At 67.1% G+C, this 26,688-nt stretch carries 27 protein-coding genes and 1 pseudogene; 14 read left to right on the forward strand and 14 right to left on the reverse strand.

Annotated elements, in window-relative coordinates:
* Window positions 1-8 precede the first annotated feature (8 nt).
* From FGF80_RS10450 to FGF80_RS10490, 9 genes are all read left to right on the forward strand, one after another.
* Window positions 9-587 (forward strand): DUF4157 domain-containing protein, encoded by a 579-nt coding sequence (locus FGF80_RS10450; protein ID WP_238705277.1) that lies wholly within the window; start codon window positions 9-11, stop codon window positions 585-587.
* A 2-nt stretch (window positions 588-589) separates the two neighbouring features.
* On the forward strand, window positions 590-1,504 hold the full coding sequence (locus FGF80_RS10455; RefSeq protein WP_138653860.1) for a hypothetical protein: 915 nt from the start codon (window positions 590-592) through the stop codon (window positions 1,502-1,504).
* A gap of 155 nt (window positions 1,505-1,659) precedes the next feature.
* Window positions 1,660-2,547 carry a 1,4-dihydroxy-2-naphthoyl-CoA synthase gene (locus FGF80_RS10460; protein WP_006185113.1) on the forward strand — a complete coding sequence of 296 codons (888 nt, stop codon included), beginning with the start codon at window positions 1,660-1,662 and terminating at the stop codon, window positions 2,545-2,547.
* A 42-nt stretch (window positions 2,548-2,589) separates the two neighbouring features.
* Complete coding sequence (locus FGF80_RS10465) at window positions 2,590-3,768, forward strand: DUF7350 domain-containing protein (protein ID WP_006185112.1); 1,179 nt, start codon at window positions 2,590-2,592, stop codon at window positions 3,766-3,768.
* A 65-nt stretch (window positions 3,769-3,833) separates the two neighbouring features.
* Window positions 3,834-4,778, forward strand: a complete 945-nt coding sequence (locus FGF80_RS10470) for a 1,4-dihydroxy-2-naphthoate polyprenyltransferase (protein ID WP_138653862.1) — start codon at window positions 3,834-3,836, stop codon at window positions 4,776-4,778.
* The gene (locus FGF80_RS10475; RefSeq protein ID WP_138653863.1) at window positions 4,775-5,872 is read left to right on the forward strand and encodes a mandelate racemase/muconate lactonizing enzyme family protein; all 1,098 of its coding nucleotides are present in this window, start codon (window positions 4,775-4,777) and stop codon (window positions 5,870-5,872) included. The genes FGF80_RS10470 and FGF80_RS10475 overlap by 4 nt, the downstream gene beginning before the upstream one ends.
* Window positions 5,869-7,401, forward strand: coding sequence for a class I adenylate-forming enzyme family protein (locus tag FGF80_RS10480; RefSeq protein WP_138653865.1), 1,533 nt, complete (start codon window positions 5,869-5,871; stop codon window positions 7,399-7,401). Before FGF80_RS10475 ends, FGF80_RS10480 begins: the two co-directional genes overlap by 4 nt.
* A gap of 82 nt (window positions 7,402-7,483) precedes the next feature.
* Window positions 7,484-8,287, forward strand: a complete 804-nt coding sequence (locus FGF80_RS10485; RefSeq protein WP_138653867.1) for an NRDE family protein — start codon at window positions 7,484-7,486, stop codon at window positions 8,285-8,287.
* A 72-nt stretch (window positions 8,288-8,359) separates the two neighbouring features.
* Window positions 8,360-8,710, forward strand: a complete 351-nt coding sequence (locus FGF80_RS10490) for a helix-turn-helix transcriptional regulator (RefSeq protein WP_138653869.1) — start codon at window positions 8,360-8,362, stop codon at window positions 8,708-8,710.
* A gap of 90 nt (window positions 8,711-8,800) precedes the next feature.
* Here the strand turns inward: FGF80_RS10490 and FGF80_RS10495 are convergent.
* The 4 genes and pseudogenes from FGF80_RS10495 to gatC all read right to left on the reverse strand — a co-directional run bounded on the left by FGF80_RS10495 (window position 8,801) and on the right by gatC (window position 11,615).
* Window positions 8,801-9,423: pseudogene (locus FGF80_RS10495) on the reverse strand (formate/nitrite transporter family protein).
* A gap of 104 nt (window positions 9,424-9,527) precedes the next feature.
* On the reverse strand, window positions 9,528-9,941 hold the full coding sequence (locus tag FGF80_RS10500) for a hypothetical protein (protein WP_138653871.1): 414 nt from the start codon (window positions 9,939-9,941) through the stop codon (window positions 9,528-9,530).
* A gap of 124 nt (window positions 9,942-10,065) precedes the next feature.
* Window positions 10,066-11,334, reverse strand: a complete 1,269-nt coding sequence (gatA, locus tag FGF80_RS10505) for an Asp-tRNA(Asn)/Glu-tRNA(Gln) amidotransferase subunit GatA (RefSeq protein ID WP_138653873.1) — start codon at window positions 11,332-11,334, stop codon at window positions 10,066-10,068.
* Window positions 11,335-11,336: 2 nt separating this feature from the next.
* On the reverse strand, window positions 11,337-11,615 hold the full coding sequence (gene gatC / locus FGF80_RS10510) for an Asp-tRNA(Asn)/Glu-tRNA(Gln) amidotransferase subunit GatC (RefSeq protein WP_138653875.1): 279 nt from the start codon (window positions 11,613-11,615) through the stop codon (window positions 11,337-11,339).
* A 190-nt stretch (window positions 11,616-11,805) separates the two neighbouring features.
* Here gatC and FGF80_RS10515 point away from each other — a divergent pair, with 190 nt between their 5' ends.
* Together FGF80_RS10515 and FGF80_RS19775 are read left to right on the forward strand one after the other, a co-directional pair.
* Window positions 11,806-12,795 (forward strand): transcription initiation factor IIB, encoded by a 990-nt coding sequence (locus FGF80_RS10515; protein ID WP_138653877.1) that lies wholly within the window; start codon window positions 11,806-11,808, stop codon window positions 12,793-12,795.
* Window positions 12,796-12,931: 136 nt separating this feature from the next.
* Window positions 12,932-13,057, forward strand: a complete 126-nt coding sequence (locus tag FGF80_RS19775) for a hypothetical protein (protein WP_007108561.1) — start codon at window positions 12,932-12,934, stop codon at window positions 13,055-13,057.
* Window positions 13,058-13,164: 107 nt separating this feature from the next.
* Here the strand turns inward: FGF80_RS19775 and nirK are convergent, their stop codons facing one another.
* A complete protein-coding gene (nirK, locus tag FGF80_RS10520) occupies window positions 13,165-14,217 on the reverse strand; it encodes a copper-containing nitrite reductase (protein WP_175417022.1) in 1,053 nt (350 codons plus the stop codon).
* A gap of 267 nt (window positions 14,218-14,484) precedes the next feature.
* Here nirK and FGF80_RS10525 point away from each other — a divergent pair, with 267 nt between their 5' ends.
* The 3 genes from FGF80_RS10525 (at window position 14,485) to FGF80_RS10535 (ending at window position 18,552) form a co-directional block, all read left to right on the forward strand.
* On the forward strand, window positions 14,485-15,393 hold the full coding sequence (locus tag FGF80_RS10525) for an alpha/beta fold hydrolase (protein WP_138653881.1): 909 nt from the start codon (window positions 14,485-14,487) through the stop codon (window positions 15,391-15,393).
* Window positions 15,394-15,550: 157 nt separating this feature from the next.
* Window positions 15,551-15,994 carry a DUF3054 domain-containing protein gene (locus FGF80_RS10530; RefSeq protein WP_138653883.1) on the forward strand — a complete coding sequence of 148 codons (444 nt, stop codon included), beginning with the start codon at window positions 15,551-15,553 and terminating at the stop codon, window positions 15,992-15,994.
* Between the two features lie 86 nt (window positions 15,995-16,080).
* Window positions 16,081-18,552 (forward strand): heavy metal translocating P-type ATPase, encoded by a 2,472-nt coding sequence (locus tag FGF80_RS10535; protein WP_138653885.1) that lies wholly within the window; start codon window positions 16,081-16,083, stop codon window positions 18,550-18,552.
* Between the two features lie 381 nt (window positions 18,553-18,933).
* Here FGF80_RS10535 and FGF80_RS10540 read toward each other — a convergent pair whose 3' ends face one another.
* The 9 genes from FGF80_RS10540 to cyoE form a co-directional block, all read right to left on the reverse strand.
* Window positions 18,934-19,653 carry a hypothetical protein gene (locus FGF80_RS10540; RefSeq protein ID WP_138653887.1) on the reverse strand — a complete coding sequence of 240 codons (720 nt, stop codon included), beginning with the start codon at window positions 19,651-19,653 and terminating at the stop codon, window positions 18,934-18,936.
* An 84-nt stretch (window positions 19,654-19,737) separates the two neighbouring features.
* Window positions 19,738-21,483, reverse strand: a complete 1,746-nt coding sequence (locus FGF80_RS10545; RefSeq protein WP_138653889.1) for a cytochrome c oxidase subunit I — start codon at window positions 21,481-21,483, stop codon at window positions 19,738-19,740.
* A 2-nt stretch (window positions 21,484-21,485) separates the two neighbouring features.
* Window positions 21,486-22,028, reverse strand: a complete 543-nt coding sequence (locus FGF80_RS10550) for a cupredoxin domain-containing protein (RefSeq protein WP_138653891.1) — start codon at window positions 22,026-22,028, stop codon at window positions 21,486-21,488.
* Between the two features lie 4 nt (window positions 22,029-22,032).
* Window positions 22,033-22,182: a hypothetical protein gene (locus FGF80_RS19180; RefSeq protein ID WP_162471319.1), complete on the reverse strand. Its 150-nt coding sequence runs from the start codon at window positions 22,180-22,182 to the stop codon at window positions 22,033-22,035.
* 143 nt (window positions 22,183-22,325) lie between these two features.
* Window positions 22,326-22,988, reverse strand: coding sequence for a cytochrome c biogenesis protein CcdA (locus tag FGF80_RS10555; RefSeq protein WP_138655517.1), 663 nt, complete (start codon window positions 22,986-22,988; stop codon window positions 22,326-22,328).
* Window position 22,989: 1 nt separating this feature from the next.
* The gene (locus FGF80_RS10560; RefSeq protein ID WP_138653893.1) at window positions 22,990-23,520 is read right to left on the reverse strand and encodes a TlpA family protein disulfide reductase; all 531 of its coding nucleotides are present in this window, start codon (window positions 23,518-23,520) and stop codon (window positions 22,990-22,992) included.
* Between the two features lie 3 nt (window positions 23,521-23,523).
* Complete coding sequence (locus FGF80_RS10565) at window positions 23,524-24,270, reverse strand: SCO family protein (RefSeq protein WP_138653895.1); 747 nt, start codon at window positions 24,268-24,270, stop codon at window positions 23,524-23,526.
* Between the two features lie 148 nt (window positions 24,271-24,418).
* Complete coding sequence (locus FGF80_RS10570) at window positions 24,419-24,997, reverse strand: plastocyanin/azurin family copper-binding protein (protein WP_138653897.1); 579 nt, start codon at window positions 24,995-24,997, stop codon at window positions 24,419-24,421.
* 226 nt (window positions 24,998-25,223) lie between these two features.
* The gene (gene cyoE, locus FGF80_RS10575; protein WP_138653899.1) at window positions 25,224-26,654 is read right to left on the reverse strand and encodes a heme o synthase; all 1,431 of its coding nucleotides are present in this window, start codon (window positions 26,652-26,654) and stop codon (window positions 25,224-25,226) included.
* Between the last annotated feature and the right edge of the window lie 34 nt (window positions 26,655-26,688).

Raw genomic sequence — 26,688 nt, forward strand, 5'->3', positions numbered from 1 at the left:
GCTCGAGGGTGTCCATATCCGATCCCGACCCGCAGTTAGAGCGGGAAGCCGACGAGGCCGCAACGGAGGCACTCTCGGGTGAGGAACCGCTGGTCGTGAATCGGATGGGGACAGATGTACACGTCCAGCGGTATCCCGGCGAGGGAGTGGTTGCCAAAGCCGGCACTCTCCTCGAGAACGGGACGGAGAAAGTCGACGACGCCACACGCAAACGATACCGGCTCAGCAAGGAGCAACTCCTGGATGTCGTTACGTCCGTCGAAACCCCGGCCGGACTCTCCGAGTGGCTCGAGTATCACGATATCGACGTAGCCAGCCGGGTGCAAGATGCGGCCAGTAGCCCGATCAAAGGGATGACCAAAGGCTGGACGGTTGGATCGGCAGTCGGGGCGATAGCTGGACCGGCTGGGGCAGTGGCCGGTGGCCTCGCTGGCGTTCCGCTCGGGGCCGTCCTCACCACGAAATTCGGCCAGCACGTCGCCGGCGAGGTCCAATCGCTCTTGCGAGACCGACTCGGTCTCAATACTGACCAGGAATTCGATCTTGCCGACGATACCGGATCATATAGCGAGAAGATTAACTTCTAACTATGAAAGCAGAGATTCGAAAAGAAACAGACGACGGGTATGGCGTTTCAGTGGTTGATAACAATGAAGTTAAGCATAAAATAGGAGTCTGTTACGACGGCGAAATAGACGGGCATATTCAAGATAGGTACCCGGACAAGGCAGCGGAACGCACCCATAGCGAGGGGGAACACGTTGGGCATGCACGCAGATACGCCCAGTATTACGTCGCTCGAGAGACCGAGCACGACACGATTCCGTGGGATCTGGATGGAGATCGATTCGAAGAGGTACGGCAGGCGCTCGAGGGACTCTCGGACGGGGAGATCGAGACGTGCTTCGGTGAGCTCTTGGACCAGAGTCTGAGCCACTACGACGACGATCCCGAGGTAGACATCGGGGACACGAGCCGTCCGCACGAACTGCCTGCGGAGAAGATCGGGCCCGAGGGGGCGGTCGGGTACAAACAGGAGATCTATCTGGATGCTGCCGGGGAGATCGAGGCGGTGTCGGGGATCGGAATCGAATACTACGTTGCGAGGGGCGAGCGCCGGACTGTCTGGCACGGTGATGGGCTGGAGAGAGAGCCGGATGCCTGCGTCGATATTTTGCCGGCTCCGCTGGTCGATCCCGCGCCGTTCAGGGACTATCTGAGCTACAATCTGCGGTGTCAGATTCGCGACTGCTATCTCATGCGGGGCATGGAACCGCCCGCAGAATACAAAGTGCTCGGACACGGCCAGTATCGCTTTACCGGCAAGTACGAGAACTTCGATCTCTACCCACCTTACCATCTTATCGACGCCGATATCCCCGGCTACACCCACGAGTTCCGCCCCGACCTCCCGATAACCTGGGGCGAACTCGCCGGAATGACCGATCCCGGCCGTGGTGACTCGCTTTACGCACAGATCAAGGGTGCTCTGTTCAGTCGATAGCTGTCCATCAGCGTGAGCCGGTGACACGGGGCCGTTCCTGGGTGGGTGCCCCAATACCGCTACTCCACTCGCCTCGAGTCAGTGCTGGTCGGCGGTGCCGGGATACTGTCGTGGACGCGAACGTATTTCATCCGTCGCGGACCAACCATCGGTCAATGGTTTCGGAACTGTTCGACGCGGAGCAGTGGGAGCCGATCGACGGATTCGATTTCCGGGATATTACCTATCACCGCGCGGTCGATTCCGGGACGGTCCGGATCGCGTTCGACCGGCCCGACGTGCGCAACGCTTTCCGGCCGGGGACCGTCGACGAACTCTACGACGCGCTCGACCACGCCAAGCGCCAGACCGACGTGGGCTGTATCCTGCTGACCGGGAACGGGCCGTCATCGAAGGACGGCGGCTGGGCGTTCTGTTCCGGCGGGGATCAGACGATCCGCGGCGAGGACGGCTATCAGTACGAGGGCGACGAAAAGCGGGCGTCCGAACAGGGCCGACTGCACATTCTTGAGGTACAGCGGCTGATCCGTCACGTTCCGAAAGTGGTCGTCGCCGTGGTGCCCGGGTGGGCCGTCGGCGGAGGGCACTCGCTGCACGTGGTCTGCGATCTGACGCTCGCGAGCGAGGACCACGCGAAGTTCCTCCAGACCGACCCCGACGTGGCCAGCTATGACGCCGGCTTCGGCTCGGCCTACCTCGCCAAACAGATCGGCCAGAAGAAGGCCCGAGAGGTATTCTTCCTCGGGAAGACCTACGACGCCGCGGAGGCCGCGGAGATGGGCATGGTCAACGAGGCGGTCCCCCACGAGGAGTTAGAGGCGACCGCCCTCGAGTGGGGCGAGCGCATCAACTCCAAGAGTCCGACGGCGATGCGGATGCTCAAGTACGCCTTCAACATGACCGACGATGGCATGATCGGCCAGCAGGTCTTCGCGGGCGAGGCGACGCGGCTGGGCTACATGACCGACGAAGCGGCGGAAGGCCGGGACGCGTTCGTCGAGGGCCGCGATCCGGACTTCGACGACGTCCCGTGGCACTACTGACGCGACCGAGCGGGGACGACGGAAGACGAAACTACAGTTGACATGCACCGACGAACGTTCCTCCGGCGGGCGACCGCGCTCCCGGCGACACTGGCCGTTGCGGGCTGTGCGGCACCGGGCACCGAGTCCGGCGGGAGCGACGGCAGCACCGACGGGGCAGGGAACGCGGACGGGGCGGGGATCGCGCCGATCCCGCGGATCGAGAACCCGCCCGAGGCGGTCTACCTCCCCGGACACCGGAAGTCGATGCGGGTCCTCGAGCCGGTCGCGGCCGGCGACTACGCGCTCGCGCCGATGCTCACGTATCCGCATCCGTTCTGGACCGTCACCGGAACCGACCGGCACCGCGTCGACCCGACGGCCGGTCGCGGTGTCCACCTCATGCTCGTTTGCTGGGACCGGGAGACGGGGATCGTCCTTCCCGGGGACGCCGAACCGAGAGTGACGATCACGCGGCGGGGCGAGCGGGTCGCGTCCCGACAGCTCTGGCCCATGCTCTCCCAGGAGATGGGCGTCCACTTCGGCGACAACGTCACGCTGCCGGCGGACGACACCTACACGGTCAGCGTTTCCCTCCCGCCGCTCCCGACGCGGCGGACCGGCTCCCTCGCGGATCGATTCACCGAGGGCGGGACCGCGACGTTCGAGTTCACGTACGATCGGGCGTTCCGCGAGGACGTGGTCGAGGGGATCGACCTGCTCGAGCGGGAGCGCTGGGGAGACCGCGGGGCGCTCGAGCCGATGACAGGCGGCGACGGGAGCGCGAACACCGCGCTCCCGTACTCCGCGCTGCCGCCGGCCGCCGACGTGCCCGGGACGCGGCTGGTCGATCCGGACGCAGCGGCCAGCAGCCTCCCCAGCAGCGGCGACGCGACGTTCGTCGTCACCTTGCTCGAGCCCGACTCACGCCTGGCGGACGGCGAGCGGGGGTACCTGCTGGTCTCGCCGCGGACGCCGTACAATCGCGTCCCGCTGGTGAACACGTCGCTGCGCGCCGCGGTCCGCCGGAACGGGGCGGGAGTCGGCGACGAGGCCCTCGAACTGACGGCGACGCTCGACGCCGAGGTCGGCCTACACTACGGCCGCTCGGTGGCGGACGTCCGCCCGGGTGATTCGATCACGTTGACGGTCGCGTCGCCACCGCAAGCGGCCCGTCATCAGGGATACGAAACGGCCTTTTTCGACATGGAGCCTCTCGAGTTGGCGGTCCCGCCGGCGTAACGCGCGGTCCCGTCAGCGGCCCGCAATGCCAACGTTGACACTCTTTCGAGTGGGACACTCGTACAATGAGTTCGGCCGAGGTCGAAATCTCACGGACGAAGGCGTGGCTGATGGCGGCCCGCCCCCAAACGTTGCCCGCGGCTGCGGCCCCGGTCATCGTGGGGACGGGGGTAGCGATCCACGAGGGCGTGTTCGCGCCGCTGCCGGCGGTGCTGGCGTTCGTCGGGGCGGCGCTGATTCAGGTCGGGACGAACTTCGCGAACGACTACTACGACGCGATCAAGGGTGCCGACACCGAGGACCGCGAGGGCTTTACCCGGGTCACCCAGTCGGGGCTCATCTCCCCCGAGCAGGTCAAACTCGCGACCATCGTGACGTTCGGACTGGCGATCCTCACCGGTACCTATCTCGTCTACGTCGGCGGACTCCCGATCCTCGTCGTGGGGCTCGTGAGCGTCTTCTGCGGGTGGGCCTACACTGGCGGCCCCTATCCGTTGGGCTATCACGGACTGGGCGACCTCTTCGTGTTCGTCTTCTTCGGAGTGGTCGCCGTGACGGGGACCTACTACGTCCAGGCCGCGGCCGTCCGCGCGGAGCCGCTTTCGACGGCGGTTCCCGACGGCACGGTTACGGGCGCGGCCGTCGCGGCGAGCCTGCCGATTGCGGGGCTCTCGACGGCCATCATCATCGTGAACAACGTTCGCGACAGGGAAACCGACGCCGAGACCGGCAAGCGGACGCTGGCGGTCCGGCTCGGTTATCGCTGGAGCCGCATCGAGTACGTCGCCATGCTCGCGCTCGCCTACGTCGTGCCCGGCTGGCTCTGGCTCCGGACGGATGTCGGGCTTGGCGTGTTGCTCCCGCTGGTGACGCTCCCCTACGCCGCGATGGTCGCCCGCACGGTCTGTACACGAACCGACGGTGAGGCGCTCAACCCGGCGCTCGAGCGGACGGGCAAACTACTCGCGCTGTACGCGATCTGTTTCGCCGGCGGGCTGGTGGTGCTATGAGCCTGCCCGACGAACTCGATCTGGAGTATCGGTCGTTCTCGCTGGCGCTGGGCGAGCCCCTCGAGACGGCAGACGGGACGATCGAGAGCCGGGACGGCTTTCTCGTTCGGCTGGTCGACGGCGGCGCATCGGGTGGGAACGGCCCCGGCGACGGGTCGGTCGTCGGCTACGGCGAGGCGACGCCGCTGTCGGGCTGGACGGAGTCGCGCGAGGACTGCGAGCGAGCGCTCGAGCGCGCACGCGACGCGATCCGGACCGGCGGCCCGAGCGAGGCGCTCGAGGCGGTCGACCGGCAGGTCGCGGCCCGACACGCGCTGGCGCTTGCGCTGGCGGACCTGCAGGCGACCCGCGAGTCGACGCCGCTGTACCGCTATCTCGGGCAGGGACCGATGGTCGGCCGGGTGCCGGTCAACGCGACGATCGGCGACGGATCGCCGGCCGAGACCGCCGACGCGGTCCGCGCCGCCGTCGGTCGCGGGTTCGACTGCTGTAAGCTCAAAGTCGGGCTCCGGAGCGTGGATGCGGACATCGAACGCGTCCGACGCGTTCGCGAGACCGTCGGCGACGGCGTCGAACTGCGGGCCGACGCCAACGAGGCCTGGACCTACGAGGAGGCCCGGTCGGCGATCGACGCCTTCGACGACCTCGGTCTCTCGATCCTCGAGCAGCCGCTGCCGGCGGGCGCGCTCGAGGGCCACGCCGCCCTCCGCGACCTCCGGACCGGCGTCTCGGTCGCGCTCGACGAGGGGCTGCTCGAGCACGGCGTCGATGCGATCTGTGACGCCGAGGCGGCGGACGTGGTCGTCCTGAAACCCATGGCGCTGGGTGGGATCGACGTGGCCCGCAAAGTCGCGGCCTGGCTGACCGAACTCGATATCACGCCGCTGGTGACGACCACGATCGACGGCGTCGTCGCCCGGACGGGCGCGGTCCACCTCGCGGCGGCGATCCCCGACGTGCCGGCCTGTGGGCTCGCGACCGGCGATCTGCTCGCGACCGATCTGGGTCGCGATCCCGTGTTGTTCGAGAAGGGGTCGGCCGTCGTTCCGCAGGCGAAAGGACTCGGCGTCGGCGACGTGTGGGGTGAGCGATGACCGCTCCCGTCGACTGGCCGACGCGCGACCTGCTGTCTCATCGTACGTCGACGACACCGGACGAGACGGCGCTTATCGACGCCGATAGCGGTCAGACGTGGACGTACGGGGAGTTCGATCGACGTGTCGATGCAGTCACGGAACGGCTCGAAAACGTCGTCTCCGGACCCGACGACCGTCTCGGCGTCCTCATGGGGACGCGAGCCGCGTTCGCCGAAATCTACTTCGCCGCGATGCGTCGCGGCGTCACGGTCGTTCCGCTGAACGTCCGCGAAACGGCCGCTGAACTCGAGTCGAAGGCGACTCGAAGCGCTCTCGACGCGGTCGTCTGTGAGTCGGAGACGGAGGCGCTCGCGCTCGATATCGCCGACTGTCCCGTCGTCTCAGTTGACAGTCCCGAGCACGACGGCGTCGAATCGCTGCAGCCGGTCACCGAGGCGGACGCGATCCCAGTGCCGCTCGAGCGGGACCAAACGCAGCTACTCATGTTCACCTCGGGGACCTCCGGCGAGCCGAAGGCCGTCCGGTTGACCGTCGGCAACCTCGTTGCAAGCGCGACCGCCTCCGCGTTCCGGCTCGGTGTCGGCCCCGACGATCGGTGGCTGTGTTGTCTCCCGATGTATCATATGGGCGGGCTGGCACCCGTCGTCCGGTCGACGCTGTACGGAACGACCGCCGTAATTCAGCGCGAGTTCGATCCCCGGGAAACCGCCCGCATCATCGATGACGAGGACATCACGGGCGTCTCGCTGGTTCCGACGATGTGCAAGCGCTTACTCGATGCCGGCTGGATGCCGCCTGACACGTTGCGATTCGTCCTGTTAGGCGGCGCGCCGGCCTCGAGCGAACTGCTCGAGCGCTGCCGCGAGCGTGACGTGCCGGTCTGTCCGACCTACGGCATGACCGAAACGGCCTCGCAGATCGCGACGGCGCTGCCGGACGTGGTCGCCGCCCACGAGGGGACTGTTGGACAGCCGCTCATGTTCACAGACGTCACCGTCATCGACGAGACCGGCGCGGCGCTCGAGCCGGGCGAACAGGGCGAACTCGTCGTCTCGGGGCCGACGGTGACGCCGGGCTACCTCGACGCCGACGAGACCGCGGCGGCGTTCGGCGACCACGGCCTCCACACCGGCGATGTCGGCTACCGCGACGAGGGCGGCCGGCTCTGGATTCTCAATCGCCGCAGCGACCGCATCGTCACCGGCGGCGAGAACGTCGATCCCGGCGAAGTCGTCGCCGCGCTCCGGGACCATCCCCGCGTCGACGACGCCGCGGTGGTCGGACTCGCTGACGAGGAGTGGGGAGAGCGCGTCGCCGCGCTCGTCGTTCCCGAACCGGGGACGGCGAGTTCGCTCGAGCCCGAGTCGCTGTTCGCCCACTGTGACGAGCGCCTCGCGGGATTCAAGCGACCGAAAACGATCGGTATCGTCGACGCGCTCCCACGGACGGCCTCGGGGACCGTCGACCGCGAGGCGGTTCGGGAACGACTGCGCGCGGACGGACGGGACGTCACCGACGGGGCGTGACCGCCGCTCGCTCGCCGTTCGCTTCCCCTCGAGACTGCCGCTGGAACCGAAGTTAAGGCGGTGGCGTTCCTACCGTCGTTCCGTGTGTACGCTCACCCTCGCCTGGCAGGTCTTCGACGACGCGCCGGTCGCGGTCGCCGCCAACCGCGACGAAGCCCTAGGCCGAGACTCGACTTCGCCCGCCGTCTACGCCGAGGAGCCGCTGATCGTCGCGCCGCGGGACGCCGCGGCCGGCGGCACGTGGATCGGCTACAACGAGTACGGCGTCTTCGTCGGGCTCACGAACAAGTGGACCGACGCGGACCTCGCCGGCGACCGCTCGCGCGGACGCCTCGTCGCCGACGTGCTCGAGGCACGATCCGCCGCGGCGGCGAAATCGATCGTCGAATCGGCGACCAATACCGACGAGTACAGCGGTTTCTACCTCGTCGTCGCCGACGCGGCGGACGCGTTCTGTTATCAGTGGGACGGCACACGCTCCCTGACCGCGTTCGAACCCGGCGTCCACGTCGTCGTCAACGTCGCGGTCGACGACGATGTCGACATCCCATCCGTTCGGCCCGACGCAGGTCGGGAACAGGCGGCCAACGCTCGAGCGGTGCGAGCGACGCTTGCAGCCGAGCCGAGCGAGACGGCTGCCGACTGGCTCGAGCGGGCGAGTGCTGTTCTCGGTGACCACGAGTACGGGGTCTGTATCCATCGCAATGGGTTCGGAACGCGGTCGTCGTCGCTGATCGCGCTCGGCCCCGAGACGACGCGGTACGACTTCGCACCGGGGCCGCCCTGTCGGACGAATTACGAGAGGGTGACCGTCACCGGGGCGGCCGCCGATGTCGCCGACGGGCGATGTGACGATCCGGCGGTCGACGGCGAAGGGCACATTTAAGCGGCTCGCACTATCTCGTATGGATATGGACGCACTCCTGCCAGTAGCGACGCACACGGCGAGGTGGTCACCGTGAGCGTGTCCGCGGCCGAAGCCGACCTCACCGATGACGAGCGGGCCGGTCTCGAACTCGTGCGTGAGTCCGGCGGCATCCACCAAAGCGACTTCTGGAAGGAATTGGACGTCTCCTCGCGGAAGGGCAGCCGGATCGTCGAGTCGCTCGTCGAGAAGGAACTCGTCGATCGGGAGGAGACGGTCTACGACGGCCACAACACCTACTACATCTCGCCGACCGCTCGGGACCTCGATTTCACCCTCCTGATGGCCGGCGACATGCTCTCGCCCTTTATCGGCGAGGAGGAGGTCGACCCCAACAGCGACGCCTTCTCGCAGTGGATCATGAACCTCGCCTACGAGGAGTAACTCGTCTCCCGCGGTCGGCGGACATCCCGTCTCTTTCATCAGTCGCCGTCGCTGGTTCGACGGTCGCTCGAGCGTGGACCGTCGCGTCGGTCAGCCGTCGTTCCCCTCCGCGCCCCGCACCTGAGCGACGTGCGCGAACGTGACCAGCCCGATACCGCCGACGACGGTGCCCGCGGCCGAGACCGCGAGACCGACAGGAGACTCACGAATGCCCCGCCGACGATCGCGCTCGCGAAGATTCCCTTCGGGGGGCGGTTGACGATCCCCTCGGCGGTTCGGGACAGCGCGTGTGTCGACTCCGGCGGAAGCACGCCCTCGACGGCGAAAACGACCGCGAAGAGGAACCCACCGAGGAGATTGCAGCCGAGCGTGACCGCCCACAGGCGACCGGGTGGAACCGGCAGCCACGTGCCGTCTCGAGCGACCGCCGCCGCGACCGGATCGAAGACGTTCTCGTTGCACAGTTCCGCGCGGCCGACGACCAGAAACACCATGCCGACGCCGAAGGTGAGCGCGTCCGCCACGTGTGCGGCCGTGCCGAACTGCGGTTCGACGAGTCGGTCGACGACCCCGAGCGCGACGATGCCGAAGACGATCGTAACCCCCGCGATGAAGCTGGTCGCGGCGAGTTCGAGCAGCGACTGCTCGAGTCGCCGTTGTCCCTCGTCGACGGCGCGGTCGAATATCCCGGCGGGATTCGGAACCGTGGACACGGACTAGTTACGGTTCGTTGATGAATACGAGCGAGACATGAATACGCCGGATGCCGATGTACCGAGAGTCGGGGCGGAACTCGGCTCCGGCGGTCCGGTATCGGTCACTCGTAGAGAGCGAATCGCTCGATGAGAACGAACGGCTCACGTTCGCGGTTGTAGTAGGGCACGTCCCCGTCGAGCGCCTCGATGAGCCGCCGATGGACCTCACGTGCGGCCCGGCCCTCGTCGGGCGCTAGGTGATGTGTGCCTCGCATGTCGGTCCAGAACCCGCCGTCGAGCCAGAGCAGGGTTTCGTCGCTCGACTGGTAGACGATCTCGCCCTGTTCGGTCAAGCCGTCGATCGCGAACTGACGGCCGGAGAGTTGCGCGCGAGCGAGGACGGCGATGAGCTGGCGACGCGAGACCGGTGCGTGGAGCGCGACGTCGTCGATCGTCTCATCGAAGTACGCCTCGACGAGATCACAGGCCCGCGAGAACTCGTCGAATTGGACTTCCTGGTTCCGTGTGATCTTCATGACGTTCAAACCGACCGGGCGTTCGGTCGGGCTACTGTTACCAAAATCAGCATAAAAATCTATGCCTCGAGTGTCGCCGTTGCCGCCGTCGGAGAGTCGATCACGCCGCTGGCGCTTTGCGGTCTCAGGCGAGCGCGCTCGCGGCACGGATCAACCGCTCCTCGCCGAACGCGGGGCCGACGAACTGGAGGCCGACGGGAAGGCCGTCGGTTTCGCCCGCTGGAACCGAGATCGCCGGCAGATCGGCGAGGTTGACCGGCACCGTGTTCGCGTCGGCGAGATACAACTGGAGCGGGTCGTCTACGCTCTCGCCGAGTTCGAACGGCGGGACCGGCATCGTGGGGCTCGCGAGCACGTCGGCCTCGGAAAGCGCCTCGTCGAAGTCCTGTTTGACCCACGCGCGAGCGTCCTGTGCTTTCTTGTAGTACTTGTCGTGGTAGCCCGCCGAGAGCGCGTAGGTCCCGAGCAGGATGCGCCGCTTGACCTCGTCGCCGAACCCTTCTTCGCGGGCCCGGGCGAAGGTCTCGTTCCAGTTGCCGTCGTAGCCGCCCGAATGCCCGTAGCGGACGCCGTCGAACCGCGCGAGGTTCGAGGACGCCTCCGACATCGCGATCACGTAGTAGGCTTCGACGGCGTGTTCGACGGAAGGCAGGGAGACCTCGTGGTACGAAGCGCCGCGCTCCTCGAGGTCGTCCAGCGCCTCCCAGAACGTCTCGACGACACCCTCGTCGGCTCCCTCGAGCAACTCGGTCGGAACGCCGATCGAGAGCCCGTCGACGTCGCCGGTCGCGGCGTCGGCGTAACTCGAGTCGTCGCCCTCGCTGCGAGTGGTCGCGTCGCGGTCGTCGCTTCCGGCGATCACGTCGAGTAACTGCGCGGCGTCTTCGACGGTTTCGCCGAAGGGGCCGATCTGCTCCAAACTGTTGCCGTAGGCGATGAGGCCGTATCGCGAGACCAGCCCGTATGTGGGTTTGATGCCGACGACGCCACAAAAGGCGGCCGGACAGCGGACCGAACCGCCGGTGTCGGAACCGAGCGCGAGGTCGGCCTCGCCGGCGGCGACGGCGGCCGCGGAGCCACCGGAGGAGCCGCCGGGGACGTGGCCCGGCGCGGCGGGGTTGTCCGTCTCGCCGAAGTAGGAGGTTTCAGTGGTCGTCCCCATCCCGAACTCGTCCATGTTGGCCTTGCCGACGATGGTCGCGCCGGCCGCCTTGAGTCGGGAGACGACCGTCGCATCGTAGGGCGGGACGTAGTCCTCGAGCATCCGGGAGCCACAGGTCGTCCGGACGCCGTCGGTCGAGATGTTGTCCTTGACCGCGACGGTTTTGCCGGCCAGCGGGCCGTCCTCCGCGCCTTCGATCCGCTCCTCGGTAATGAAGATATCGTCCGACATGATCACGAGACGTTGGGGCCTTTGAAGTAGCCGTCCTCGGTTTCCGGCGCGTTTCCGAGCGCGGCCTCGCTCTCGAGGGACTGCCGTTCCTCGTCGGGACGCATCACGTTCGTGAGGTCGGTCTCGCGATCGACTTCCGGCACCTCGTCCAGGGTCTCGAAGTACTCGAGGATGTCCGCGAACTGCTCGGTGAACCGGTCGACCTCGTCGTCGTCGAGGTCGACGCGAGCCAGGTCCGCGACGTGGCGGACGTCCTCGGGACTGACGGCGTCGTCGCTCATACGTGTTCGCACCGGCCTCCGGAGAGTAAGGGTTTCGATACGGTCGGGACGACCGCGGCTCGTTCCCGGGGTTGGGTGTCGGACGACGCTGCCCTGTTCCCCGACGGCGATCCCAGCGTTTAAGTGACAGCAATTCGTTACGATAGGGCGAGAGAACGTCTTCCAGCGGCAGGCTCCCGATTCGCCGACAATGACTGACACTCCCACCCGAACGCAGACCGACGAGCGAACCCGGACCGCGCCCGAAACCGAGAGCGACGCGTCGGCCGAAACGACCACTGAGCGAGCGCACTGTCCGGAGTGTAACGGCCGGCTGATCGCCGACGACGAACACGCCGAGACAGTCTGTGCGGACTGCGGGCTCGTCGTCGAGGAAGGCGAGATCGATCGCGGCCCCGAGTGGCGCGCCTTCGATGCCGCCGAGAAAGACGAGAAGTCCCGCGTCGGTGCGCCGACGACCAACATGATGCACGATCAGGGGCTTTCGACGAACATCGGCTGGCAGGACAAGGACGCTTACGGGAAGTCCCTGAGTTCCCGCCAACGCGAGAAAATGCAGCGTCTTCGCACCTGGAACGAGCGGTTCCGCACTCGCAACTCCAGAGAACGAAACCTCAAGCAGGCGCTGGGCGAAATCGACCGAATGGCCTCCGCGCTCGGCCTCCCCGACAACGTTCGCGAGACTGCCAGCGTTATTTACCGCCGTGCGCTCGAGGATGACCTCCTGCCGGGGCGTTCGATCGAAGGCGTCGCGACCGCGTCGCTGTACGCCGCCGCTCGCCAGGCCGGAACCCCGCGTAGCCTGGACGAAATTTCCGCCGTCTCCAGGGTCGACAAAGCCGAAGTCGCCCGAACCTACCGGTACGTCATCCGTGAACTCGGACTGGAGGTACAGCCAGCCGATCCCGAGAGCTACGTGCCCCGCTTCGCCAGCGATCTCGACCTCTCCGACGAGACCGAACTGCGCGCTCGCGATCTCCTGGCGACGGCCAAGGAAAAGGGGATTCACAGCGGCAAATCCCCCGTCGGCCTCGCCGCAGCGGCGGTGTACGCCGCCGCGCTTCTGACGAACGAACAGGTCACCCAAAACGACGTCAGCGAGGTCGCGAGCATCTCCGAAGTGACCATTCGGAACCGGTACCACGAACTGCTCGAGGCCGAAGACGGGGCGGCGGTCTGAGTCGTCCGAACCCGCCGACGAACCGCTCGTTCAATACCGTGTTACCGACTGTTAATACGATACTACTGTCTCGCTCGCTCGTGAGCGAGCGGTTAACAACTGTATACTCAAGGCCGATTCCGTCGACGCTGACAGTATGCACTGCGATAACTGTGACGCCGACGAGGTCGCCTACACGTTAACGACCCACGTCGAACCGGCGGGGCAGGACCACGTCCAACTGCACTTCTGTTCGACCGACTGTCTCCGCGTCTGGACGTAACGGCGTTCCCCGCGACTGCGGGGCGGTTCGGCGGCTACAAGCAGCGCGTCCGTAGTTCCCGAAAACGGGTGATCAAATGGGAAATCAACTCGAGCGGGAGAGTGCCGTTACGGGTCCGCGTCGTAGATGTCCCGGGTGGGGTCGCCGCTGACGTCGACGACGCCGAGCGCGCCGCGGCGAGCGGCGCGGGTGAGGGCGTGGTCGACGATCTTGACGGGGCCGGGGACGGGGAACTCCATCTCGGCCGCGGCGGTGGTGCCGGGGGCGACGGGTGCGGTTTCGACGTTGCGGTCGGGGTCGGTCAGGAGGTCGCCGTCGCGGTAGAAGCGACTCCAGACGTTGCCGATGGCGTGCCAGGAACTCAGCAGGTTCGGGCCGCCGTTGGCGAAGTACACGCGGGCGGTCTCGCCGGTGGTAGCTTCCATGGGGACGCCGCCGTCGGGGGTGAAGCCGTAGGCCTGGCCGTTGAACACCACGTAGGTGGGTTCCTCCTTGAGCATGGCGTCGAAGTCGAAGCCGTGGTGGCCCTCTTCGCCGAGATCGCCGTCCGTGTAGATCTCGTGCTGGCCGAGGTAGAACTCGTTGTCGACCTCGGGAAGGCCATCCTCGGGTTCGACGAGGATCGAGCCGAACATACCCGAACTGATGTGCTGGTCCATGTTCGGGATCGCGCAGTGGTAGATGAACACCCCCGCGTAGTCGGCGGTGAAGCTGATCTGCGTGGGGTCGTCCCCGGGCGCGATCGTGGTCGCGTCGGCCCCGCCGCCGGGGCCGTAGACCGCGTGGAAGTCCATGTTGTGGGCCGCCACGTTCAGGTCGTCGGGCACGTCGAACGTGAGGTTCACCCGGTCGCCCCGGCGAACCCGGAGCATCGGCCCCGGCACCTGCCCCTCGAAGGTCATGTAGTCGAAGGTGACCCCCGGCTCGATCTCGGCGGTGACCCGCTCGGTCCGGATCGTGACGTCGTGTTCCCGGGGCTGGTCCCAGTCGACCGGTGGCGGGATGTCCGTGGGGTCCCGCGCGATGCGGTCGACGTCGACGGACTTGGCCGCCGGCAGCCCGCTCTCAGCCGCCGGCTCGTCTTCCTCACTGTTCGCCTGACTCTCGCCACCGAGGCAGCCGGCCACCGCCAGCGCGCCAGTCGCTCCGATCGCCTGCATCGCCCGTCGTCGAGTAAGATTGGATTGGGTCATCGTCCTATCTGAACGTAGTGGTGGACGTATGATCAACCATCGCGATGGTTCTCGTCGGATAGTAATCCGATCGTCGAAACCCGGGATATAGTGGCCTATTAAATACTCCATTCCGCCGGTTTTCGCTGCTCGGTCCGAATTCGGCCCGCTTCGGCGGTTACAATCCGGGCGAGTGGTACCCACCGAGTGCAGCCGACCCAAACGGATATGTTGGCTCTCGGTCAAGTCGACGGCATGGAATCACGCGGGAGCGCTTTGGACGAGGCGCTCGAGTCGACCGTTCCGTCGGTCGAACTGCGCTCGAGTCGACGAACGGTCAATGGAGTGGATCTGTACGTCGTCGCCGCCGGTGACGAGTCGGCTCCGCTGGTGGTCTTGCTCCACGGGTTTCCCGAGTTCTGGTACGGCTGGCGGCGGGTGATCGAGCCGCTCGTCGAGGCCGGCTATCGGGTCGTCGTGCCGGATCAGCGCGGCTACAACCGAAGCGAGAAACCCGATGGCGTCGGTTCGTACCGGCTCGCCGAACTGACGCGGGACGTGGTCGAGCTGATCGGGACCGAGGATCGCGAACGCGCGGCCGTCGTCGGCCACGACTGGGGCGGCATGGTCGCCTGGTCGGTTGCGGCCCACCATCCCGAGGTCGTCGATCGATTGACTATCGTGAACGCCCCGCATCCGACCGCGTACCGCCGCCAACTCCTGTCGAATCCGGCGCAGCTACGCCGGAGCTGGTACGCTCTCTGGTTCCAGTTGCCGTGGCTTCCCGAACGCGTCGCCCGGTACGACGACTACCGCGTCCTCGAGCGAACCCTGCGCGAGACGGCCGCACCGGGAACGTTCCGCGAGGACGAACTGGCACGCTATCGCCGCGCCTGGGACCGGAAGGGGGCGCTGACGGCGATGCTGAACTGGTATCGAGCGGCCGCCCGGTATCCGCCTCGGATGCCGACTGACCCGATCGAACCCCCGACGCTCGTCGTCTGGGGCGAGGACGACACCGCGCTCGTCCCCTCGCTCGCGGTCGACAGCGCGATGCTGTGTGCTCAGCGCCGGCTCGAGTTGCTCCCGGAGACGAGCCACTGGGTGCCACACGAAGCGCCGACGCGGCTCACCGACGAAATCCTCACACATCTGGCTGATTGACCGGCTCCGGTGATACCGGGTGCCGACCGGCCGGACGGAACACGTTCGGGAGAGGAACCGCATCCGATGGGAGCGTCGCTCCGAACGAGTCGCTCCGTACCGGGCTACCGGCGATCCCGGCCCGTCTCGCCGGTCCGTGCGGCGCTCGACGACTAGCATGATCGAATCGCGCATCCACCCGAAGTCGGTCGGTCGAATCGTCGTCGAACCGTTCGTCCTGTCGCTGGCCGTCGTCGACGCGCTCGTCGTCGTGGCGTTCATCGGCGTCGGGTTGTTCATGCACGCGATCGAACCGTGGGCGTTTCCGGCCTACACCATTCGAACGGCGACGCCGTTCGTGATCGGCTGGGCGATCGCCGCGCCGTTGGTCGGGGCCTACCGGAGACAGGTCCTCGAGTCGGTCGGTCGGACGCTCGCGACCGTCGCCGCCGCATGGATCGCGGCGACCCTGATCGGTGGTGCCATCCGTTCATCCGCGCTGTTTCCCGGCGGTGCGCCGCCGGCGTTCCTGTTGGTCAATGCTAGCCTCGGGCTCGGCTTTATGCTCCCGTGGCGGCTCGCGGTGACGGGGGGCCACTGCTGGCGGTCGAACCGCGGTTGAAACCGACTCGACTGTCCCGCGGGTGACTTCCCCGAACGAGTTCGGGGCCACGGCTACCCGGCTCGTCGACGACGTTCGACCGTGAGATGAGTTCCTGCTCGCTCTGCGGGCTGCCGATCCCCGACGAACCGGTGACCGCGGCCGACGCCGAGGGGACGTTCTGCTGTCGCGGCTGTCTCGAGGTGAGCGCGACCCTCGACGGCGTCGACGGACTCGAGCGCGAGGACGTGGTCGATCGCACGCGGGAGTCGGCCGACCGCGAGGTACCTGCGGGAGCCGCGGAGACGTTCCTGGCGGTCGACGGGATGCACTGCTCGACCTGCGAAGGGTTCGTCTCGCTGCTGGGCGAGGACGAGCCGGGTATCCTGACCGTCGAGGCGAGCTATGCGACCGACACCGCCCGGGTGGTCTACGATCCCGAGCGGCTCGAGCGGGCCGATCTCCCCGAAACGCTCTCGGGCTACGGCTACGAGGCGCGGTTCCGTGACGGCGACGGCGGCCGGCGAGACGAGACGGAACTGGTCCAGCGACTGCTGGTCGGCGGCTTCCTCGCGATGTTGATCATGCCGTGGTACCTGTTCTACCTCTATCCGAGTTACGTCGGCATCGAGACGGGCATCCTCTCGGTCGACGCGACCTCGCCAGTCGGGATCTACCTGCCGATGGCGATGATCGGGCTGTTGACCGCCGGCGTCCTGTGCTATACCGGCTACCCCGTCCTGCGGGGCGCGTACGTTAGCCTGCGGGTCGGCCAGCCGAACATGGACCTGCTGATCGCCGTCGCCGCCGTTTCGGCCTACGCCTACAGCACGGTCGCGCTGGCGACGGGCAGTACCCACCTCTACTACGACGTGACCGTCGCCGTGATCATGATCGTCTCGATTGGCACCTACTACGAGCGCCGGATCAAGCGCCGGGCCACCGATCTGCTCGCGGACGTGACCGCCGCGCAGGTCCGGGAAGCGACCCGCCGAATACCGGAGGGGACCGAAACGGTCCCCGTCGATCGGCTCGCGGCCGGCGACGAACTGCTCGTCAAGCCGGGCGAGCGGATTCCGGTCGACGGGATCGTCCGTGAGGGGACGGCGGCGGTCGACGAGTCGGTCCTCACGGGGGAGTCCCTGCCGGTCACCAAGGAGCCTGGCGATCGGGTCGTTGGCGGCGCGATCGTGACCGACAGGGCGCTCGTCCTCGAGGTGGGCGCGGACGCCGAGAGTACGCTCGACCGGATCGCGACGCTCATGTGGGAAATCCAGAGTACGACTCCGGGCGTCCAGCGGCTGGCCGACCGGCTCGCGACGGTCTTCATCCCCCTCGTCGTGACCGTCGCGGTCCTCGTCACGGCCTGGCGGCTCGCGATGGGGACGGCGGTCGGCGACGCCGTGTTGACGGGGCTGACGGTACTCGTCGTCTCCTGTCCCTGTGCGATGGGGCTGGCGACGCCACTGGCGGTCGCGTCCGGACTGCGCGACGCCTTAGAGCGCGGTATCGTCGTCGCGAACGCGACCCTGTTCGAGTCGGCGTCGGCCGCCGAGACGGTCGTCTTCGACAAGACCGGCACGCTGACCGCCGGCGAGATGTCGGTCCGCGAGGTCCGCGGCGAGGACGCAGCGATCGCGTTCGCCGCGGCCGTCGAACGCCGCTCCGAACACCCTGTGTCGGATGCCATCGTTGCCCACATAGCCGACGGCCCGGCGACCGCGGAGAGCGGTGAACCGGTCGCGTCCGACGGCGGCACCGTCGACGCCGCGGCGGCCGGCGACCCACTCCCTCGCGGCCGCGACCTCGCGGTGACGGACTTCGAACGACACGCCGGCGAGGGCGTGAGTGCGACGGTCAATATCGAGGCGTCCGAGCCGTCGCTCCCGGCCCGTCGCCGCGTCGTGGTGGGAACGCCCGACCTCGTCGAACGGCTGGTCGGTCCGATCCCGGCGACGCTCGAGGCGGCGATCGACGAGGCTCGAGCGGACGGCGACCTCCCCGCGGTCGTCGGCTACGACGGGCGGGCGCGGGCCGTCGCGATCGTCGGGGACCGCCGACGGGCGGCGTGGCGAGAGGTCCTCGCGTCGGTCGCCGACCGCGAGGTGATCGTCCTGACGGGCGACGACGAAGCCGCGACGACGACGTTCCGCGACCATCCGGCGGTCGATCGGGTCTTCGCGGGCGTCCCGCCTGACGGGAAGGTCGAGACCGTACGCCGACTCGCCGACGAGGGACCCACCGCAATGGTCGGCGACGGGACCAACGACGCGCCCGCACTGGCGGCCGCGGATGTCGGGATCGCGCTCGACAGCGGGACCGCTCGCGCGACCGACGCCGCCGACGCGGTCGTGACCGGGAGCGATCTCCGCGCCGTCCCCGCCGTGTTCGATCTCGCGGCGGGCACACGACGGCGCATCCGCGAGAACGTCTGCTGGGCGCTGCTGTACAACGCGGTCGCGATCCCGCTGGCCGCGGCGGGGTTGCTCAACCCGCTGTTCGCTGCCGTCGCGATGGCGACCAGCAGCGCCATCGTCGTCGTCAACTCCTCGCGGTCGGTACTTTCGGACGATCGATGAACTGGGAACCGGGACGCCACGAGGACTGAACGCCGGACACGTCACCGCCTCGATACCGACCCTCGATGACTGAAACGGCCGTTTTCGCTCGAGTCGGGTTTATGTGTCGGTTCACCAACACGGTAGTATGCGAATCGACGAGCGATGCTAGCGACGGGCGGCGCGGTAACGGGAGCGATCGCCGACTGTCTCGACGGCAGTGCCGTTTCGGTCGCAGATGTCGCGCCAGTGGCGTCGTCTACGCGGTCGACGAAACCGGCGCGGCCAGGATCAGATACGATGACACGACGACGGTGGAGTCGACCGAGCGGGAAGCCAGCGCCCCGGATCCGCTCACGGCGGGCGATTTCGTTGCGGCCCTCGTGTGATGTGTCTCGAGGGCTATGCCTCGGACACCGACGATACGGGCCGCCGGTACCGTCGAAGCGTCTCGCCGTCCGCGTCGCGGAGTTCGACGATAAACTCCTTCTGACCGACCGTCTCCTCGAGGTCGGCCGCTTGGAACGTGATGTCGTACGGCGGGTCTTCGGTCCGCGCCACCTCGTTCCTGCCGCTGGTCACGACGACGCTGTCGATCCCCTCGGACTCGGAGAGTTCGCAGGTGATCTCTCCGGCCGCTCGCGTACAGGTGAGATCGGGATTTACGTCCGCGCTCGAGTCGCCCTCGAGGGTCGGCTGGAAGTCGAGTACCATCGGCGAGATCGGGGCCGTCCCCAGAATCAGGACGATCACGAGGAAGACCGAGAGATTGATCTTGGACCCGTTGCGGGCGATCGTCCGGACGATGGACCGGTCGGCAGTTCGCCGAAGCCGGATCACCAGCGGGACGATCACGGCGTGGGTCAGCGGCCCCCAGAGGATGAGGACGAAGCCGTAGGCCCGCACGTACTCGAGGATCGTCCATTCGACGCCGTACGAGAACAGGAGGTTCGACGCCGTCCAGCAGAAGAAGCCGAAAAAGAGCAGACCGACGCTCTTGAACAGCCGCCAGATCGGCGTGTTCGCGTAGTACACGCTCAAGACGTCACGCCAGGCCTGTCGGAGGACGCGCCTGACGTACTCGAGCGGCGATGCGGTCGCGTCGGTGTCGGATGCTATCATGCGTTCGTCGGGGATCGGATGAGTCGGGAGTCGATTCGCCCGCGAGGGCGGTCGGTTCGGCCGTCGGGAATTGGGGCCGATCGGTCAGGCTCCGATCGACCAGAGTTGCGTGAGCAGATACCAGTTCAGCAGGTAGGTGATCACGAACGCCGCGAGGAAGACCAAACAGAGGACGAACGTCCCCCGCATCTCGTAGGCGTGGACGGGATCGTCCGGGTCCTGTGCCATACCGAGCCCGCCGTCGGCGACGAGGTCGGCGTTGTCGGCCGCGTTCTCGACACGGTCACCGAAGACCAGCGAGCCGACGGCTACGAGGACGAACAACACCCCGCCAGTGATCGCGAGCAGGGCGAAGATCCCGAAGACGGCAAACAGCGGCGCGGCGGCCGAGAGGCTGAACTCGGTGCCGGGGATGTTCTCAACGACCTCGGCGGTCCGGCGCGGGATCCCGTAGAGGATGCCGACGTACATCATCATCAGGACGGCCACGCCCATCGCGGCCGAGTAGAAGTACGGTTGGATCGAGGCCAGCCGCTCGGAAATATACTGGCGCATGAACATCGTCCGGATCACGAAGAAGACCAGGCCCATGAACGCAACCGTGGTCCCGAGGACGACGGTGCCGTGGAAGTGTCCGACGGTCGCGAACGTGTTGTGCCAGGTCATGTTGAGCTGGAGCTGGCCCATCATGACGCCCGTAATCCCCCCGAGGAAGCCAAAGAGGATGATCGAGAAGATCGTTGAGGAGAACACGGGGTTCGACCACGGCGCGGATGTCAGCCAGCCGAACAGGCCGCCGCCTTTCCCGCGTTTGCGCCGGCCGGCCTCGAGGCCAGCTGGAATGGCGAACGCGTGGATCAGGCTCGCGAACGTCGCCCCGTAGAACGCGTAGGACGTGTTCCAGATCCGCCAGCCGGTCGAGACGGCTGGATCGGACAGCAGGTGGTGTGCCGCCCCGAGATTGATGAAGAACAGGTACAGGATGAAGGCCGTCCGCGAGACCTTCTCGCTGGCGACCTCCGCGCCCGCGACGACGTGGGTCAGGAAGTACCAGACCGCGATCATCGCCACGAGGTTGATCTGCTGGGTGCCGTGGCCGATGATCCAGTACATCTGGCGGTACCAGGCCGCGTCCCACCACTCGATGATCTCGAGCCGCCACAGCAGGGCGGGGCCGAACGCGAGCAGGCCGCCGATCAGCGCCTCGACGGCGATGATCGACGTGACGAATGCGGCGAAGCTGACCAGCGGCAGCGTCTTGCCGGGGTTCTCGCGCTTCTCGAACCACATCGTCGCGAAGAAGGGCAGCGCCGCGACGACCGTGCCCAGAATGAAGACCACTGCACCCGCGTAGAACAGCGGCGAGATCGGCATCGGAACGTAGGCCGTCAACAGCGGTGCCTCGTTGGGTGCCTCGGTGGTCCAAATGGCGTAGTTGACCAGGACGGCCCCGCCGGCCATGACGAGCCAGCCGGCCTTCGCGACGTTCGTAAACGGCAGCCGTCTGCCAAGCACCATCGGACCGCCGACGTAGAGGATGGCGATTTCCATGAACACCATCCAGAAAATCAGCAGGTTCCAGGCGTGCAGGCTCAGGTGGGTGTAGAAGGCCCCGGGATCGAGCAGCCCGATCACCTCCCAGCGGGTCATCGCGACGGTGAAGGCGAAGATACCACCGTACAGCAGGGCGACGACCGCCGTGAGCCCGAACAGCTTGACGTGGTTATCGACGGAACGGTGGACCTCGAGCCCCGTCACGGAGCAGGTCCGGAAGCCGTCATCGCGGTACTCGTTGTCGAACAGGCCGAGAACGTCCAGTCTGTGTGCCATCGTTATCCCTCCTCCACGACGATCGTGCCGTGCATGCTCCGGTGGCCCTGCCCACAGAACTCGTTACAGATGATGTGGTAGGTGCCGGGTTCGTCGAATGTCATCGGCACGACCCACTCGTAGCCGGGCAGCACCTGCAGGTTGATCTGCTTGCTCAGCGCGTCCTCGGGTCGGAGCGAGAAGCCGTGTTGGACGTCCATCGAGTTGAGGTGGAAGTCGTACTCCATCCCCGTCTCGAGGACGACCGGCGCACCGTCCCACTGGAACCGCATCGCCTGGAGATAGACGTCCTGTTCCGGCGGGACGAGTCCGTCGTCGGTGTCCTCGGCGCGCTCCTTGTAGTCTGCCATCTTCTCGCGGTACTCCTCGGCCTCGACGCGAAAGGTCTCGCCGATGGGGTTCTGGTCGCCGACCCGCGTCCAGGCGCTCATCCAGCCGAAGAGGATCAGCGACCAGCCGACGCCGAGCCCGAGCCAGATCGATTCGCGCCTGTTGACGGGTTGGTCCCACCAGTTGCCGTCCGGGGGTTTGATCGGTGATGTCATCGAATCACCCCAATGGTACCGAGAAGACATCTATCCAGCCCCACGCGACGTACGACAGTGCGAAAAACAGGAGCGCTGCCGCTGCGAGTAGCCAGATGCGGTCGTACAATCGTTGCATCGTCGGCTCTGATTCGGTTCGTTGTGACGGTGCCATAGCTCTGTTCGATCCGGTTTCATTGTGGAACTCGCATACCGATTCCCCCGCACATATTCCCATCAGACTGTCTGCAGAGCCGAATTCGATGTTGGCCGGTGCTAATACTGACAGAACGAAGAAGAGCCGCCGCCGGGTCGAGGTCAGACTGCGGCGACGTATAGCTGGCCGAGGCCGGCCACGACCAGCACGACCCCGGCCAGTCGTACCACGCGGTCGACGTAGCCGGCGACGCGGCCAGCACCCAGTGCGTAGCCGAATGCCGTTGCGACCGTGATCGCGACCGTCAGTGACCCGAACCCGATGGCGTACGTGCCGAGTACCAGCGCCGTCTCGAGCGGCGGCATCGTCAGCGACCGAAACGCGAGCCCCAGGAACAGCGGGAGGACACAGGCGACCGCCGCCAGCGCGTACATCGCGCCGAAGAGACCGAACCCGAGAACGGTCGACCGCCGTTCGGGCAGGAGGACGTGGACGGCACCGCTCCCGCCGTACACCACCCAGATCCCGAGCGCTACCAACCCGACGCCGACGCCGTACTCGAGGAGCGGCAACGCCTGGCCGACCGTCTCACCCGCGACGACTGCGACGATCGAGAGCGCACCGAGGACTCCCACTGCGCCGGCGGCGGCGGCGAGTCCGCGGGCGAGCGTTCCCGACAGCGGCGGCGCGGTCTCGTCGCCGGTCGCGGCGACGTAGTAGCCGACGTATCCGGGCAAGAGCGCGTACGCACACGGCGAAAAGAATGTGGCGATGCCGGCACCGAGGGCGAACACCACGGTGCCGAGGAGTTCGCCGCTCGTCACGTCACCCACCCCCGGCAGCGTCGATCGCCGATCGGATCTCGTCGGCCGATTTGCGCCCGCGGCCGGACCACGTGACTGCGTTCGCTTCGTCCAGCACGAACGCGTACGGGACGCCCGAGGCGTCGAGGGCCTCCGTCAGTTCGAGATCGGAATCGAGTGCGACGGGCCAGTTGCCATCGTGATCGCGCCACCAGGTCGCGATGTCCGCTCGAGTGATGGTGTTCCCGACGGGTTCGCTCGTCGCGGAGACGAACTGGACCTCGTCGTCGACCGTCTCGTGGACCGCCGCGAGCGGTTCCATCTGGCTCTCACAGACGGTACACCAGGTGGCGAACAGTTCGACGAACGTCACGCGGCCGCGTTCGGGAACGCTGGCGGTGCCCGCGGTACTTCCGGGTGCGTCGATCGTCTCGAGTTCGATCGGATCGACGGCGTCGCCGCTCTCGAGGGGGGTCCATCCGCCGGCCGCGAGCGCACCGCCGCCGAGCGCGGCGAGTCCGGTGACTCCCACGAGGACCTCGCGACGGCGCATCGGTCACCACCCCTCCACGACGGTCCGGGCGTCCTCGACGATTTCGTTCCCGCCGGGAGAGCCGCCGGTGTAGGCCCGCTCGACGACGCCCTCCTTGTTCACGAGTAGGATCAGGGAGGTGTGGACGAACTGTCGGCTGTGAGCCATGTCGTCGTGACCCATCTCGTCCCCGTCGTCGGACGACTCGTCGCCCTGCTCGAACGCGACGCCGAACGTGTCTTGGACGATGGCTTTCGCGTCGTCGGGCGTTTCCGGCCGGAGGAAGTACCAGTTCCCGGCGTCGAAATCGACGCCGTGGTCCGTCCCGTAGGACTTGAGGACGGCCGCCGTGTCGTGTTCCGGATCGAACGTCATCGGGAGGAACGCGATCTCGTCCGCGTAGTCGCGATCGGTCGCATCGGCCTGGACTCGCCGCAGGGCGGCGGTCAGTCCCGGACAGACGGTCGTACAGCTGGTGTATACGAACGTCAGCATCAGGTGACGGTCGCCGGTGAACGCCGTGGTCGTAATCGAGCGGTCATGGAGCGGTGCCGGGACCGTCGCTTCGGGGATCCCCTCCCCGTAAATCGGGTGTGGTATCCCCGATTCCTTGATCCGGTCGTGGTTTTCGGGCGGTGGCAGGACGGGCCGGTCGCCGTCGCTCTCGGCGCTGTTCAAGGCCGAACACCCCGCGACGGACGCGCCGATGGCCGCTGCGCCCACTGTCCGCAGCACCGTTCGTCGATCGAGAGTCTGATCTGTGCGGCTCATGATAGGTGATCGTTGCGGCTGTCGGTGGTAAAGCGCTGCTCGGATTCCCGCCCCGATAGAACTGGTCGAACATATTCGACGGTTGCCCGCCGAACGGCGTGTCCGCCGGACGGCTCGAGGCGTGACGGCCGACCCGAGACGCCGCCGTTCATGCCTCCTCGAGTACGGGACGGGTTTCCTCGTTGAACAGTTCGATCGCGTTGACGACCTGTAACGGGAGTTCCGGCTGCGGGTCGGCCATCGCAGGCTCGTCGGCGGGATCGGGCCAGCCGACGACGATTCGGCCCACGTTCCCGGCGACTTCGTGTGAGGTACAGACCTGCTGGGTGTCGACGTAGTCGTAGACGCCCTCGGTATCGAATGTGTGTTCGTGTTCGGAGCCGACCCCGGTCAGTCGATCGCTTCCCCACGGTTCGACGCCGTCGGGGGTTCGGTGAGGGCCGTGACTCCCCTGATGATAGCCGGTAACGTCGTGGCGACCGGTCTCGACGAGCCACTCGACGGTCCCGCCGGGAACGACGTGGACGATCTGTGGGTCGAACTCGGGATACGGCCGGGAGTTCGCCGTGATCGTGACCGCTTCGGCGGGAGTGCCGAGTTCCCCGGCGTTTTCCGGGGGCTGCTCGTCGCCCGGCTGATCGATGCCCTCGGCGAGACAGCCCGCCAACGCGAGGCCGGCTGTACAGGCGGTCGAGCGGAGTACGGTACGGCGTGAGAGGTGTGTCATGGGTCTGTGATCCGGCGTGGCGATCGATCGAACGGGTCTCGAGTCGCTGCACTCACGCTCGTCTAGCGGGGCTAGCTAGTTCAACCGAACCGACGGTTCTCGGACGGTAAGAGTGGGGCCGGACATGTTCAGGAGCGGGCTAAAAGGCGATTGTCCGTCGCGGCTCAGTACGCGGCACCGGGCCGCTCGTTCGATCGTCGACGATGTCCCGTTGCAGTTCGTCCGATCAGCTCCCGATGACGAGCGTCTCGAGGACGATCGCCAGGAGGATCGCCCCGAGGTAGTAGTTCGAGACGTAAAACGACCGCAGTGCGACCTCGTCGGTCGGCCGGCGGAACTGGCGGACCACCGAACACAGGAAGACGGTGCCGAGGGCGATCGACGTGACTCCGTAGACCCAACCGAGCCCGGCCACCCAGCCCAGACCGCTGGCGGCGAGTAGCGTCGCACCGAGGTAGAACGCGACGTGGCGACGCGCCGCGGCGACGCCTTCGGCGACCGGATACATGGGGAAGCCCCCGCGTGCGTAGTCGTCGCGATACGCGATCGCGAGGCTGTAGAAGTGAGCGGGCGTCCACAGGAAGATCACCGCCGCGAGGGCGACGGCGGGAAGTCCGACGCGCCCGGTGACGGCGACCCAGCCGATGACCGCGGGCAACGCTCCCGCACCGCCGCCTAACACCGTGTTCCAGGCCGTGTTCGGCTTCAATACTGCCGTATAGAGGACAGCGTAGTACCCGATCGCCGCGAGGGTAAGCACCGCCGCGAGCCCGTTGACCCACGTCAGGAGAACGATCATCGAACCGACCGTGAGCCCGACCCCGAACGCCACGGCGTTGCGCGCCGGAACGAGGTCGTGGACGAGTGGCCGATCCGAGGTCCGGTCCATCCGCCGATCCCGGTCGCGCTCGTAGACGTGATTGAACGTCCCGCTCGCCCCGATCGCGAGGACGCCGCCGGCGAGCGTCGCGAGCGCCGTCGACGGCTCGAGCGCCGCACCGGAGAGCGTCGCCAGCCCCATCCCCGCCAGCGCGACCAGACAGAGCAGCCACATCAGCCGCGGTTTGGTCAACGTCAGGTACGCGCCGGTCGTTCGTTTGAGCCGGGCGATCCGGCCGGTCGGCTGCGGAGTCGACTGCGGGGCCCCGCCGGCGTCGTCGCCGGCAGTCGACGCATCTGGCGTCGGGGTCATCCGGCCGGGTTCCGCCTCGAGCGTCCCGTCTTCAAGAGTGAACACGAGCGCGACGAGGAGACAGGCGAAGATGGCCATCGCGAGCGCGAGGTGGATGGGGCCCGCGATCGACGGGCCGCCGACGGCGATCGTCGCGCCGAGGAGGACTTGGACGGGAAAGAGGACGAGCGCACAGCCGACGAGGCCGGTCACGCGACGGCCGACCTCGACTCGGCGGGCGGCGAATCCGGACGCGAGAACGAGGCAGCCGGCCACGAGCGCTGCCGCGCGATGGCCCCAGTAGAGGAGGGTGTCGCCGGTCGCCGAACCGACGATCGGATCAGTAGCACAGGTCGGCCACGCACTGCAGGCGGCCGCGCTGTCGGTCGTCGAGACGGCGGTCCCGAGCGCCACGAGGACGTACGCCGCGATTACCGTCGCTGCCAGTACGTCCGCGAACCGTCGTCGGCTGAGTTCCGTTGTCATCCCTGCGTACTCTCCCGGCCGTGATCGTCCCCGT

The organism is Natrinema pallidum, assembly GCF_005890195.1.
GTDB lineage: Archaea > Halobacteriota > Halobacteria > Halobacteriales > Natrialbaceae > Natrinema > Natrinema pallidum.

Bases quoted from the DNA above. Each gene is read 5' to 3' on its own strand.
- FGF80_RS10515 (WP_138653877.1), top strand. From the start codon at position 11,806: ATGACTGACACTCCCACCCGAACGCAGACCGACGAGCGAACCCGGACC.
- FGF80_RS10465 (WP_006185112.1), top strand. From the start codon at position 2,590: ATGCACCGACGAACGTTCCTCCGGCGGGCGACCGCGCTCCCGGCGACA.
- FGF80_RS10550 (WP_138653891.1), bottom strand. From the start codon at position 22,028: ATGACATCACCGATCAAACCCCCGGACGGCAACTGGTGGGACCAACCC.
- FGF80_RS10540 (WP_138653887.1), bottom strand. From the start codon at position 19,653: ATGATAGCATCCGACACCGACGCGACCGCATCGCCGCTCGAGTACGTC.
- FGF80_RS10460 (WP_006185113.1), top strand. From the start codon at position 1,660: ATGGTTTCGGAACTGTTCGACGCGGAGCAGTGGGAGCCGATCGACGGA.
- FGF80_RS10470 (WP_138653862.1), top strand. From the start codon at position 3,834: ATGAGTTCGGCCGAGGTCGAAATCTCACGGACGAAGGCGTGGCTGATG.
- FGF80_RS10475 (WP_138653863.1), top strand. From the start codon at position 4,775: ATGAGCCTGCCCGACGAACTCGATCTGGAGTATCGGTCGTTCTCGCTG.
- FGF80_RS10565 (WP_138653895.1), bottom strand. From the start codon at position 24,270: ATGAGCCGCACAGATCAGACTCTCGATCGACGAACGGTGCTGCGGACA.
- FGF80_RS10545 (WP_138653889.1), bottom strand. From the start codon at position 21,483: ATGGCACACAGACTGGACGTTCTCGGCCTGTTCGACAACGAGTACCGC.
- FGF80_RS10570 (WP_138653897.1), bottom strand. From the start codon at position 24,997: ATGACACACCTCTCACGCCGTACCGTACTCCGCTCGACCGCCTGTACA.
- FGF80_RS10560 (WP_138653893.1), bottom strand. From the start codon at position 23,520: ATGCGCCGTCGCGAGGTCCTCGTGGGAGTCACCGGACTCGCCGCGCTC.
- FGF80_RS10535 (WP_138653885.1), top strand. From the start codon at position 16,081: ATGAGTTCCTGCTCGCTCTGCGGGCTGCCGATCCCCGACGAACCGGTG.
- FGF80_RS10525 (WP_138653881.1), top strand. From the start codon at position 14,485: ATGGAATCACGCGGGAGCGCTTTGGACGAGGCGCTCGAGTCGACCGTT.
- FGF80_RS10455 (WP_138653860.1), top strand. From the start codon at position 590: ATGAAAGCAGAGATTCGAAAAGAAACAGACGACGGGTATGGCGTTTCA.
- FGF80_RS19180 (WP_162471319.1), bottom strand. From the start codon at position 22,182: ATGGCACCGTCACAACGAACCGAATCAGAGCCGACGATGCAACGATTG.
- cyoE (WP_138653899.1), bottom strand. From the start codon at position 26,654: ATGACAACGGAACTCAGCCGACGACGGTTCGCGGACGTACTGGCAGCG.
- nirK (WP_175417022.1), bottom strand. From the start codon at position 14,217: ATGCAGGCGATCGGAGCGACTGGCGCGCTGGCGGTGGCCGGCTGCCTC.
- FGF80_RS19775 (WP_007108561.1), top strand. From the start codon at position 12,932: ATGCACTGCGATAACTGTGACGCCGACGAGGTCGCCTACACGTTAACG.
- gatC (WP_138653875.1), bottom strand. From the start codon at position 11,615: ATGAGCGACGACGCCGTCAGTCCCGAGGACGTCCGCCACGTCGCGGAC.
- FGF80_RS10530 (WP_138653883.1), top strand. From the start codon at position 15,551: ATGATCGAATCGCGCATCCACCCGAAGTCGGTCGGTCGAATCGTCGTC.
- FGF80_RS10500 (WP_138653871.1), bottom strand. From the start codon at position 9,941: ATGAAGATCACACGGAACCAGGAAGTCCAATTCGACGAGTTCTCGCGG.
- FGF80_RS10480 (WP_138653865.1), top strand. From the start codon at position 5,869: ATGACCGCTCCCGTCGACTGGCCGACGCGCGACCTGCTGTCTCATCGT.
- gatA (WP_138653873.1), bottom strand. From the start codon at position 11,334: ATGTCGGACGATATCTTCATTACCGAGGAGCGGATCGAAGGCGCGGAG.